Below are 12,176 nucleotides of genomic sequence, written 5' to 3'. Positions count from 1 at the left end.
CGCCGATGGCCGCCCCCGTCACCCGCCCGCCCGCCACCGCCCCGCAGCCGGACGCGGGCGGACGGCGGCTGCCCCGCACCCTCCACCCCGTGGCCTGGTGGATCTGGGCCCTCGCCCTCGCCACCGCCGTCAGCCGCACCAACAATCCGCTGCTGCTGTTCCTCGTCCTCGCCGTCCTCGGCTATGTGATCACCGCGCGCCGCACCGAGGCCCCCTGGGCCCGGGGGTTCACGTACTACCTCTGGCTCGCGCTGATCGTGGTGGCGATCCGGGTGGTGTTCCGCGCCGTGTTCGCCACCGGCATCACCCCGCGCGACCACTTCCTCTTCTCCCTCCCGCGCGTCCCGACGCCCGACTGGTACGCCGGCATCGAGATCGGCGGCCCCGTCTCGCTGGAGGCGCTGCTCTCCGCCGCCACCGACGGGCTGCGGATCGCCTGCATGCTGTGCTGCGTCGGCGCGGCCAACACGCTCGCCAACCCCAAGCGCGCCCTGCGGGTGCTGCCCGGGGCGCTGTACGAGCTGGGGGCCGCCGTCACCGTCTCGCTCAGCGTCGCCCCGCAGCTCGTGCAGAGCGTCCAGCGCGTGCACCGGGCGCGGCGGCTGCGCGCCGGGCGGACCAGGGGGCTCCGCGCCCTGCGCGGGATCGTCGTGCCGGTGCTGGAGGACGCGCTCGAACGCTCCCTGCGGCTGGCCGCCGCCATGGACTCGCGCGGCTACGGCCGGGCGGGCACGGCCACCCGGGCCTCGCGGCGGCTCACCGGGGCGCTGATGCTGTCCGGGATGTGCGGGCTGTGCGCCGGGGCGTACGGCCTGCTGGACGCCACCGCGCCCCGGCTCCTCGGGCTGCCCGCGATGGCGGCCGGGGCGCTGCTCTGTGTCGCCGGGCTGCGCCTCGGCGGCCGGCGGGTCACCCGCACCACCTACCGCCCGGACCCCTGGCGCCTCGCCGAGTGGGCGGTCGCCGGCTGCGGGGTGCTCTCGGCGGTCGTCCTCTTCGGCAACACGGGTTTCGACGCCGCCGAACTCAACCCGTCCATCCATCCGCTGAGCTGGCCCACGCTCCCGCTGGTGCCGACCGCCGCGATCCTGCTCGCCGGGGCCGCCGGATTCCTCGCGCCCCCGCCGACGGCACCCGCCCCGGCGCCCGTCCCCCCGCCCGTACCGCCCCAGCGCACCGAGGCCGCCACATGATCACCTTCGACCGGGTCAGCGTCCAGTACGAGGACCGGGCGGAACCCGTTCTGCGCGATGTCGACCTGACGGTGGACGAGGGGGAACTCTGCCTGGTCGTCGGGCACACCGGTGTGGGCAAGTCGACCCTCCTGGGCGCCGTCAACGGTCTGGTGCCGCACTTCACCGGCGGCACCCTGTACGGGCGGGTCACCGTCGACGGCCGCGACACGGCCGGCCATCCGCCGCGTGAACTCGCCGATGTGGTCGGGGTGGTGGGCCAGGACCCCCTGGACGGCTTCGTCACCGACACCGTGGAGGAGGAACTCGCCTACGCCATGGAGCAGTTGGCCGTCCCGCCGGCCACCATGCGCAAGCGCGTCGAGGAGACGCTCGACCTGCTGGGCCTCGCCGATCTGCGCCACCGCGCCCTGTACGAACTCTCCGGCGGCCAGCAGCAGCGCGTGGCCATCGGCTCGGTGCTCACCGCCCATCCCCGTGTCCTGGTCCTCGACGAACCCACCTCGGCCCTCGACCCGTCGGCGGCGGAGGAGGTGCTCTCCGCCGTGACCCGGCTCGTCCACGACCTCGGCGTGACCGTCCTCGTCGCGGAGCACCGCCTCGAACGGGTCGTGCAGTACGCCGACCGGGTCATCCATCTTCCGGGCGCCGGCCGGGTGGTGTCCGGGACGCCCGCCGAGGTCTTCCGCACGTCCTCCATCGCGCCGCCGATCGTGGAGCTGGGCCGGGCGGCGGGCTGGTCCCCGCTGCCGCTCTCCATCCGGGACGCCCGCCGGGCGGCGGCCCCGCTGCGCACCCGGCTCGCCCCCGTGCCCCCGCCCCCGGCCCGGCCGCCGGTGGCGCCCGCTGCGGCCGGGGGGCCGCCGCTGCTGACGGCGCGCGGGATCACCGTGAGCCACCGGCGCGTTCCGGCGGTCCGCGAGGTGGATCTCGACCTGCACGGCGGCCGCGTCACCGCGCTGATGGGCCGCAACGGCTCCGGGAAGTCCTCCCTGCTGTGGGCGCTCCAGGGCTCGGGCCCCCGGGCGGCGGGGACCGTCGAGGTCGTGTCGGCGGTGACCGGGAAGCGGGCCGATCCGCGCGGACTCCCCCCGGCCGACGCGCGCCGGCTCGTCGGCCTCGTACCGCAGACACCCACCGATCTGCTGTATCTGGAGAGCGTCGGGCAGGAACTCGACCAGGCCGACCGGGAGTCCCTGACCGGCCGGCCGGGCCCCGGCGCCCGGGCGGTCCTGGACCGGCTCGCGCCCGGGATCGACGGCACCACCCATCCCCGGGATCTCTCCGAGGGGCAGAAGCTGGCCCTGGTGCTGGCGATCCAGCTCGCCGCCGCCCCCCGGGTCGTGCTGCTGGACGAGCCGACGCGCGGGCTCGACTACCGGGCCAAGGCGGAGCTGATCCGGATCGTCGACGGCCTCGCGGCCGAGGGGCGGGCGGTGGTGATCTCCACCCACGATGTCGAGTTCGTCGCCCGGGCCGCCGACCGGGTCGTGGTGCTGGCCGAGGGCGATGTCGTGGCGGACGGTCCGACCACCGAGGTCATCGTCGCCTCGCCCGTCTTCGCCCCGCAGGTCGCGAAGATCCTGGCGCCGCTGCCGTATCTCACGGTGGCCCAGGCCGCCTCGGTGCTCCCGGGCGGCGGGGCGGGCTCATGACGCTCCCCGCGCTCCCCCGCGCCGCGACGGCGATCCGCGTCGGCCCGCGCGCCGCGGTCGTGATCGCCATGGCGGCCCTCCTCGGAGTCGTCGCCTTCTTCTGGCCGTTCCTCGTCGCCCCCGGAACGTTCGCCTCGCACTACGCGCCGCCGCTGATCTTCGGAGTGCTGCTCGTGCTGGTCCTGTGCGTGGTGGTCTCGGAGATCGCGGAGGGCGGGATCAGCTCGAAGGCCCTGGCCATGCTGGGGGTCCTCTCCGCCGTCAACGCGGCGCTGAGGCCGCTGGGCGCGGGGACCGCGGGCATCGAGACGGTGTTCTTCCTCCTGGTCCTGGCGGGACGGGTCTACGGCCCCGGGTTCGGCTTCACCCTCGGCTGCACCTCGCTGTTCGCGTCCGCCCTGATCACCGGCGGGGTGGGGCCGTGGATGCCGTACCAGATGTTCGGCTGCGCCTTCGTCGGCATGCTCGCCGGGCTCCTTCCCCGGGCCACCGGCCGCCGTGAGATCGTGCTGCTCGCCGTCTACGGCTCGTTCTCCGGCTATCTCTTCGGCTTTCTGCTCAACCTCTCCTTCTGGCCGTTCTCGCTGGACCCGGACAGCTCCATCGCGTATCTCCCCGGGCTGCCCTTCACCGAGCAGTGGCAGCGCTACATCGCCTTCGACATCGCCACCTCCCTGGGCTGGGACACGGGGCGCGCCGTCACCACCTTCCTCTGCGTCATCCTGGCGGGCCCCGCGGTGCTGACGGTTCTGCGCAGAGCCGCCCGGAAGGCGCGCTTCCAGGCCCCGGTCCGCTTCGCCGCGCCCCAGGGGGCCGGGGAGTCCCAGGAGCCCGCGGAGCGGGACGGGCCCCGGGCCGGGACGGACCCGGGGGCCCGTCCCGGCCCGGCGCGGTCAGGCGCCCCCGGTGGTCAGCCCTGAGCGGACTTCGCGGGCGGCGGCGACCAGATTCTCCAGGGAGGCGCGGGTCTCGGGCCAGCCGCGGGTCTTGAGGCCGCAGTCGGGGTTGACCCAGAGCCGCTCGGCGGGGATGGCCTCAAGGCCCTCGCGCAGCAGAGCGGCGGCCTCCTCGGCGCTGGGGACGCGCGGGGAGTGGATGTCGTAGACCCCGGGCCCGGCCTCGCGCGGATAGCCGTGCTCGGCGAGTTCCCGGGCGACCTGCATATGGGAGCGGGCGGCCTCCAGGCTGATGACATCGGCGTCGAGGTCGTCGATGGCCTGGACGATGTCGCCGAACTCGGCGTAGCACATATGGGTGTGGATCTGGGTGCCCGGCCGTACGCCGCTGGTCGTGAGGCGGAAGGACTCGGTGGCCCAGGCGAGGTAGCCGGCGTGGTCGGCGGCGCGCAGCGGGAGGGTCTCGCGCAGGGCGGGCTCGTCGACCTGGATGACGGAGGTGCCCGCGGCCTCCAGGTCGCCGACCTCGTCGCGCAGGGCGAGCGCGACCTGCCGGGCGGTGTCGCCGAGCGGCTGGTCGTCGCGGACGAAGGACCAGGCGAGCATGGTCACCGGCCCGGTGAGCATGCCCTTGACGGGCCGTTCGGTGAGCGACTGGGCCCAGGAGGTCCAGCGGACGGTCATCGGGTCGGGGCGGGAGATGTCCCCGGCGAGGACCGGCGGGCGGACATAGCGGGTGCCGTAGGACTGGACCCAGCCGTGCTGGGTGGCCAGATAGCCGGTGAGCTGCTCGGCGAAGTACTGCACCATGTCGTTGCGCTCGGGCTCGCCGTGCACCAGCACGTCGATCCCGGCCTTCTCCTGGAAGGCGAGGACATCGCGGATCTCGTCCCTGATGCGCTCCTCGTAGCCGGCGGTGTCGATGCGCCCGGCGCGCAGATCGGCGCGGGCGGTGCGCAATTCGGCGGTCTGCGGGAACGAGCCGATGGTGGTGGTGGGCAGCAGCGGCAGGCCGAGGCGGGCGCGCTGGGCGGCGGTCCGTTCGGGGTACGGCTGGGAGCGGCGGCCGTCCGCGTCGGTGACGGCGGCGGTACGGGCCCGTACCGCCGGGTCGTGGGTGAGGGCGGAACCGGCGCGGGAGGCCAGGTCGGCCCGGTTGGCGCTGAGTTCGCCGGCGATGGCGCCGGTGCCCTGGGAGAGGCCGCGCGCGAGGGTGACGATCTCGGCCGTCTTCTGCTTCGCGAAGGCGAGCCAGCGGGCGATCTGCGGGTCGATGTCGCGTTCGGCGGCGGCGTCCAGCGGGACGTGGAGGAGTGAGCAGGAGGTGGCCACGTCGACCCGGTCGGCGAGGCCGAGGAGCGTGCCGAGGGTGGCCAGGGACTTCTCGTAGTCGTTGATCCAGATGTTGCGGCCGTTGACGACACCGGCGACCAGCCGCTTGTCGCGCAGTCCGCCGATGGCGGCGAGGTCGGCGAGATTGCCGGCGGCGCGCTCGGTGAAGTCGAGGGCGAGGCCGTCGACGGGGGCCTTGGCGAGAACGGGCAGCGCCTCGCCGAGGCGGTCGAAGTAGGACGCGACCAGCAGCCTGGGGCGGTCGGCGAGCGCGCCGAGGTCGCGGTAGGCGCGGGCGGCGGCGTTCAGCTCGGCCGGGGTGCGGTCCTGGACCAGCGCGGGCTCGTCGAGCTGTGCCCACTCGGCGCCGGCGGCGCGCAGGTCGGCGAGGACCTCGGCGTACACCGGCAGCAGCCGGTCGAGGAGGGTCAGCGGGTCGAAGTCCGCCGCCACCCCGGGGGCGGGCTTGGCCAGCAGGAGATAGGTGACCGGTCCGACGAGGACCGGGCGGGGGCGGTGGCCGAGGGCGAGGGCCTCCTTCACCTCGGCCACCTGCTTGGCGGAGTCGGCGGTGAAGACGGTGCCGGGGCCGAGTTCGGGGACCAGGTAGTGGTAGTTGGTGTCGAACCACTTGGTCATCTCCAGGGGCGCGACGTCCTGGGTGCCGCGCGCCATGGCGAAGTAGCCGTCGAGGGGGTGCGCCGCGACGGCGTCGCGGTGCCGCTCGGGAACAGCGCCGACCATGACACTGGTGTCCAGCATGTGGTCGTAGTAGGAGAAGTCACCGGTCGGCACCTCGTGGACACCGGCGTCGGCGAGCTGCCGCCAGTTGGTCCGGCGGAGGCCCGCCGCGGTCTCCCGGAGGGCGTCGGCGGTGACGCGGCCCTTCCAGTACCCCTCGATGGCCTTCTTCAGTTCCCGGTTCTGTCCCTGGCGGGGGTAGCCGTACACGGTGGCCCGTGCTGCCGCGGCTGCGGACTGCGCTGTCACGGAACTCTCCTTCGCGAGATGTCTCGTTGAATCCCGGGACGGGACGAGAGCGCGAAGGGGGTGCCACAACGGACGGGTCCACGGCGCGCACGGGGCGCGCCGGTCCGCCTGCTCTGGTCGCCGACCCGCCCACGAGGTCACCGGGATGGCCGCGCCGGCGGGGGCCGTGCGCGGACAGCGGGCAGGTCTTCGGACTCGCGGGCGCGTCCGCCGGTCTCCCGGTGGACACCTACTGGCCGTCGCTTCCCAGAACCGTTTCCCGGCTCCAGTGCTCATGACGGCGGTCGTTCCCGCTCACCGCTGCGGGGCAGTCCCGGATTCCCACCGGGTTCCCTCTTGCGACGCGCCTGCCTGGCGGGCAGGGCGAACCAGCTGCGTCCGTCAGCCTAGAGGGATCGTCCGGGTTCGGACAGTACCGCTCACATCCCGGACCGTGACATGGGACACGGGCGGCTCCCCCGGCTCATGGGCCGGGCCCTGTCCGGCGCGGTGTGCGAGGACAGGGCCCGGTCCGGCGGGGCGGAGATGCGGCGGTCCGGGGACCCCGGCGCCTCCCGGCCGGCTCAGGCTCCGGTGAGGAACTCCACCAGGAGCCGGTTCACCTCGGCGGGCCGCTCCAGATAGCCGAAGTGCCCGGCGCCGGCCACGGTCTCCGAGCGGGCGCCCGGAATGGCGTCGGCCATCTCCCGGCCCAGATGCGGCGGGGAGAGCCGGTCGTCGGCGAAGGAGACCACCAGGGTCGGCGCGGTGATGGCGGCGAACGCGGAGACGCTCGGCGGGAATCCGGTGAGCGCGGCGACGAACTGCTCCCGGACTCCGGCCGACGGGGTGGCCGGTGCCATGGCGAGGATGGCGAGCCAGTCCTCGGCCTCGATCTCGTCCCGCAGGCTGGCGGGCGAGAGATTGGCCAGCGCGCCCAGCGCGGCCCGCACCTCCTCGGGGAGGGCCACGCGGTGGTCGTGCAGGGCGATCTGGGCCTGCGAGAAGACCGAGAGCGCCGCGTCCGTGCGGCCCCGGGTCGCCAGCAGGGCCAGCCGGTCGACCAGGTCGGGCCGGGTCAGCGCCAGTTGCTGGGCGGTCCGGGCGCCGAGCGAGGTGCCCACCACATGGGCGGGTCCCCCGGCCACCTTCTCGACCAGGCCGGCCAGGTCGTCGGTGAGGTCGTCCAGGGTGAAGCCCTCGGGGCAGGGGGAGCTGCCGCCCACGCCCCGGGGGTCGAAGACGATCACGCGCAGCCCGGCCGCGACCAGCGCGGGCACCTGGTGGGGGCGCCACACCCGGCCCGGCGAGCCGGCGCCCATGACGAGGACGACCGGGTCCCCGCCGCCGAACTCCTCGTACGCGAGGGTGATGCCACCGATCTCGATGGTCCGGGTCACGCGCCTGTCCTCTCGTTGCCCTCGACCGCCGCGGCGAGCGCCGTGAGCGCCGTGAGCCACAGGGCGGCCAGTTCCTGGATGTCCCCCGGGTCGCAGACACCGGGGTCGTACCGCCAGAGCGCCTCCACCACCGGGCCCCCGGGACCGGGGTGGACGGCGCAGATCAGCTCCAGCGGATACGGCTGGGCCGCGTCCGGTTCGCTGTCCTGCGGGAAGACCTCCCGCACCGCGTCGTCGACGACCAGCGTCCACGGGCGGCCCGGGTCGTCGCCGACGACCTGGTCGAGCCGGCCCAGATAGCTGAAGAACACCTCGGCACGCGCCGCGGCCGGCTCGCCGAGCAGACCGTGGTCGAACCCGCCGTGCGGCACCGCCGCCAGCTCCCCGCCCACCTTCTCCAGCAGGGCGAGCGCCGCCCCCCGGTCCTCCAGCGCCCCCTGGGGGGTGAGCCGGGGACCGGCCGTGCCCGTGTCGAGGGCGACGGGGTGGAAGACGTTGAACCAGCCCACGGTCCGCGAGGTGTCCACGGGTCCGCCGGCGGCTTCGAGGAAAGGGCCGACCAGGTCGTCCCGTCTGCCGTGTCCCTCCCGGACCACGGTGACCCCGCTGTCCGGCGGGTGCCCGTGACGCGCCCGCCAGCCGGCCTCCGCCAGGGCCACGGCCGTGAGCAGCGCGTTCTCGGGTGTGGTGCGCGCGGAGCGGATCAGCGCGCCGGTGGTGGCGGCGTCGGCCGTCACCCGGTGCGACACCAGCCGTCCCCGGGTGTGCACCGCGGGGTCGGCGGTCCGGCGGGCGATGCTCGGCGCCCGCTCGCTCTCCCGTGCCACGGCGCGCCAGTGGTCCAGCTGGGCGCGCGGCTCGGGCCCTTCGGCCCGGGCGGCCAGCGCCCGGGACCACTGGGCCATGGTGGTGCCCTCGGCGAGCGGAGGGGTGCCGGGGGACGCGTGGGCGGCGGCGAGGTCCTCCAGCAGGACGTGCCAGGAGACGATGTCGACCACCGCGTGGTGCACGGCGAGGAAGAGCCGGGCCGTCCCGGTCCCCGTCTCCCGCAGGAGGGCGCCCACCATCATCGCGCCGTTGTCCGGGTCGAGCCGCTCCCAGACGCGGTGGGCGCTCTCCAGGACCGCCCGGGGGGTCAGCCGCGGACACTCCTCCACGACCAGCACGGCGGGCACCGCGTCCGGCCCGGCCGGGACCAGGGCGAGCCGGCCGTCCGGTTCGCGCACGGTGCGGGCGGTGAGCTGCGGATGGGCGGCGCGCACCCGTTCCACCACCCGGTGGGCCTCGGCATCGGTGATGCCCCGGGGCAGCGAGATCAGCTGTGACTGGGCGAAGCGCCGGTAGGTGCCCAGGCGCCGCATCCACTCCAGCGCGGGGGTCCGCACCCGGGTCTCCCCGGCCTCCTCGCCGGCCGCCGTGCCCCCGGACGGACCGGGCGCGCCGGCGATCGCGCGGGCGACCTCGGCGGGGGTGCGGTGGACGGCGATCGTCCGGGGGGTGCAGTGCATCCCGGCGCGGCGCAGCTCGCCCACGAGCGTGATGGTGGCGATGCTGTCCATCCCCCGGTGGAACATGTCGTCGTCGACGCCGAGGTGCGGCTCGTCCAGCAGGGCGCGGGCCGCCCGGAGCACCGTCTCCTCCGCGGCGGTCGCCGGCGGGCGGGACGCGCCGGAGGACTCCCCGCTCCCCGTGGGGCGCGGCAGGGCGCGCAGATCCGCCTTGCCGTTGACGGTCAGCGGGATGGCGTCCAGCTCCACCCAGCGGGCCGGCACCATGTAGTGCGGAATGCGCCCGGCCAGGTCCTCCCTCAGTTCCACCGGGTCGAGCCGGCGGCCGGCGGAGCGCACCTGCTCGGTGGCGACCACATAGGCGACCAGGACGCGTCCCCCCGCTCCCGGCTGGGCCACCACGACCGCGCGGGCCACATCGGAGCGGGTCTCCAGCGCGGCCACGATCTCGGCGAGTTCGATCCGGTAGCCGCGGATCTTCACCTGGTCGTCGGCCCGGCCGAGGAAGACCAGCCGGCCCGCCGCGTTGCGCCGGACCACGTCGCCGGTGCGGTAGAGCCGCTCCCCGGTGACCGGGTCGGGGACGAACCGTTCGGCGGTGAGGGCGGGCCGTGCCTGGTAGCCGCGCGCCACCTGGAGCCCGCCGAGGTACAGCTCCCCGCGGACCCCGACCGGCACGGGCCGCAGGTCCGGGCCGAGCACCTGGGCCGTCGACCCGGGCGCCGCGCTGCCGATCTGCGGCTCCTCGCCGGCGACCACGAGCGCGTTGACGGCCTCCACGGTGATCTCGGTCGGGCCGTAGAAGTTGTGCACCCGGGTGCCCTTGAGCCCGGCCAGGACATCCCAGGCGCTGCGGGGTATGTCCTCGCCGCCGAGGGCCAGGATGGTCAGCGGGCAGCGGTCGCCCTCGATCAGTCCCGCCTCGGCGAGCCGGCCCAGCATGGACGGCGAGGTGTCCAGCATGTCCACCCGGTCGTCCCGGACCCTGCGCACCAGCCGGTACGGGTCGCGCTGGTCCTCCTCGTCGAGCAGGACGACGGTGTGGCCGCCGAGCAGGGCGAGCTGCGGCTGCCAGCTGGCGTCGAACGCGAACGACCAGCCGTGGCCGACCCGCAGCACCCGCTCGCCGTCGCCGGTGACGGGGGCCCAGATCTCCCGCCGGTGCGCCTCCAGAAGGGCCAGCAGGCCCCGGTGGGTGGCGATGACGCCCTTCGGCTCCCCGGTGGAGCCGGAGGTGAAGACGGTGTGCACCGCCTGGTCGGCCGCGGTGGTGCCGGCCGGCCGGCGGGTCCCGGCCCCGTCGTCGCCGGCGGCGGGGGCCTCACCGGTCGCGCAGCGCTCGCCCCGCCACCAGTCCTGGTCCCCGGGCTCGGCGATGAGCACCCGGGCGCCGGCCAGTTCGGCGATGGTGGTGTTGCGCTCCCTCGGCGCGGAGAGATCGAGCGGTACGAGGGTGCCGCCGGCCTTCAGCACGGCGAGCAGGGCCGCGAAGAACGCGCGTGTCCGCGGCAGCGCGACCGCGACCCGGGTCTCCGGTCCGACGCCGAGGGCGCGGAGCCGGTGGGCGACGGTGTTCGCCCAGCGGTCCAGGGTCCCGTAGTCGAGTTCCCCGGCGGCGTCGACGACGGCGGTGCGCCGGGGGTGCCGGTCGGCGGCCCGCTCGAAGAGCCGGTGCACCCCGTGGTCGGCCGGTCCGGCCGGCCGGCCGGTGCCGTCCGCCGGCGCGGTGCCGTCCGCCGGCGCGGTGCCGTCCGCCGGCGCGGTGCCGTCCGCCGGCGCGGTGTCCCCGCCGGACAGGGCCCTCAGCTCCGCCGCCTCGTGGGGCAGCAGGGCGTCCAGGCCGAGGTGGGTGCGCCCGGGGTCGCGGGCGATCTCCTGGACCAGGCGCAGGAACCGCTCGGCGAGCCGCCCCGCGTCCAGGCCGCCGAGCAGGGCGTCGACATGGTCCACATTGACGTACAGCCGTCCGTCGAGCAGGAACGGGACCACCGTCAGCGGGTAGTGGGTGTAGCTGTCCATGAGGACGGGCGACATCGTCACGCCGTCGCCGAGGTCCAGGGTCTCCCTGGCCGTTCCCTTCGGCGTGTTGTGGAAGATCATCATGGTGTCGAAGAGGTCGCCCGCGCCGGCCTCCCGCTGGATCTCGCCGAGCCCCACATACCCGTGGGCGCGCTGCTCGGCGGCGTCCCGCTGCACACGCCGGCAGAGCGCGTCGAGCGGCTCGTCCGCACGCAGTTCGATCCGCGCGGGGACGGTGTTGATGAACAGGCCGATGGACGACTCGATGCCCGGGACCTCCTCCGGGCGCCCGGAGACCGTCACCCCGAAGGTGGTGTCCTCCCGGCCCGTCAGCCGGTGCAGCAGCACCGCCCAGGCGACCTGGGCGACGGTGTTCAGCGTGAGGTTGAGCGAGCGGACCCGGGCGAGCAGCGCGTCGAGCGCCGGCCCCTCCAGGGAGCGCATGGTCAGCCGGGGCAGCGGGGCGGCGCCCGGGGGCGCCGTGCTCGCGACCACGGTGGGTTCGTCCACCCCGGCGAGCATCTCCCGCCAGCGGCGCAGCGACCCCTGCCGGTCCTGCCGCTGGAGCCAGCCGATGTACTCGGGGTAGGCGGGCGAGGGCTCGACCGGCCCGGGGCCGTCCTCCTCGTACCGGTCGGCCAGCTCCCGCCAGAACAGGGGCACCGACCAGCCGTCGACGACGATGTGGTGGAAGACGACCAGCAGCCGGTGGTGACCGGGTCCCAGCGCGGCCAGGGTGGCGCGCAGCGGGGGCCCCTCGGCCAGGTCGAAGGGCTCGTACTGCGCGGTGCGCACATACGCCTGGAAGTCCTCGGGGGTCGACTCCATCTCCCGCCAGGGGAAGTCCGCGGTGGCCGGGACCAGTTGCACGGGGTGCGGCAGCCCCTCGTCCCAGAACCGGGCGAGGAGGTGGGGGTGGCGGGCCAGCACCGCGGTGAGGGCGCGCCGCAGCCGCCCGGGGTCGAGCGGTCCGTGGAAGTCGGTCAGGACGGCGATGGCGTAGATGTCCGCCGCACCGTCCGGTTCCGCCCCCGGCTCCGCCCCCGGCTCCGGTGCCCGCCGGGGCTCCCCGGGGGTTCCCGGTGGGCTCTGCGGTGTGCTGTGGAGCATCCTGTTGAGCGAATACAGCCCCCGTTGGAGGGGGCCCAGTGCCAGGACGTGGGCGATGTCCTGCTTGCCTCTGGGGGCCACCGGGTGTTCCTCA

Annotated in this window: 6 protein-coding genes and 1 riboswitch; of the genes, 3 read left to right on the top strand and 3 right to left on the bottom strand. The window is 75.2% G+C overall.

The genetic code is table 11. From position 1 onward, the window contains the following. The first annotated feature begins 5 nt into the window (after nucleotides 1-5). The 3 genes from ACWCRA_RS02825 to ACWCRA_RS02815 are packed head-to-tail and all read left to right on the top strand — an operon-like array spanning nucleotide 6 to nucleotide 3,768. Nucleotides 6-1,193 (top strand): energy-coupling factor transporter transmembrane component T, encoded by a 1,188-nt coding sequence (locus ACWCRA_RS02825; RefSeq protein ID WP_451066705.1) that lies wholly within the window; start codon nucleotides 6-8, stop codon nucleotides 1,191-1,193. Then, nucleotides 1,190-2,848: an ABC transporter ATP-binding protein gene (locus ACWCRA_RS02820; RefSeq protein WP_351556712.1), complete on the top strand. Its 1,659-nt coding sequence runs from the start codon at nucleotides 1,190-1,192 to the stop codon at nucleotides 2,846-2,848. Before ACWCRA_RS02825 ends, ACWCRA_RS02820 begins: the two co-directional genes overlap by 4 nt. Beyond that, the gene (locus ACWCRA_RS02815; RefSeq protein WP_351556709.1) at nucleotides 2,845-3,768 is read left to right on the top strand and encodes an ECF transporter S component; all 924 of its coding nucleotides are present in this window, start codon (nucleotides 2,845-2,847) and stop codon (nucleotides 3,766-3,768) included. The genes ACWCRA_RS02820 and ACWCRA_RS02815 overlap by 4 nt, the downstream gene beginning before the upstream one ends. Here the strand turns inward: ACWCRA_RS02815 and metE are convergent. The 3 genes from metE to ACWCRA_RS02800 all read right to left on the bottom strand — a co-directional run bounded on the left by metE (nucleotide 3,742) and on the right by ACWCRA_RS02800 (nucleotide 12,163). Continuing rightward, nucleotides 3,742-6,066, bottom strand: coding sequence for a 5-methyltetrahydropteroyltriglutamate--homocysteine S-methyltransferase (gene metE, locus ACWCRA_RS02810; RefSeq protein WP_351556706.1), 2,325 nt, complete (start codon nucleotides 6,064-6,066; stop codon nucleotides 3,742-3,744). The genes ACWCRA_RS02815 and metE overlap by 27 nt on opposite strands. A gap of 163 nt (nucleotides 6,067-6,229) precedes the next feature. Then, nucleotides 6,230-6,454, bottom strand: a riboswitch (cobalamin riboswitch). Nucleotides 6,455-6,629: 175 nt separating this feature from the next. Continuing rightward, on the bottom strand, nucleotides 6,630-7,445 hold the full coding sequence (locus ACWCRA_RS02805; protein ID WP_451066704.1) for an alpha/beta fold hydrolase: 816 nt from the start codon (nucleotides 7,443-7,445) through the stop codon (nucleotides 6,630-6,632). After that, entirely contained in the window at nucleotides 7,442-12,163 is a 4,722-nt protein-coding gene (locus ACWCRA_RS02800) for a non-ribosomal peptide synthetase (protein ID WP_451066703.1), read from the bottom strand. The genes ACWCRA_RS02805 and ACWCRA_RS02800 overlap by 4 nt, the downstream gene beginning before the upstream one ends. Nucleotides 12,164-12,176: the final 13 nt, after the last annotated feature.

The sequence above is a fragment of the Streptomyces sp. NPDC001889 genome (assembly GCF_053594535.1).
The sequence above is the reverse complement of the archived record's forward strand: the minus strand, read 5'-3'. Positions and strand labels throughout refer to the sequence as shown.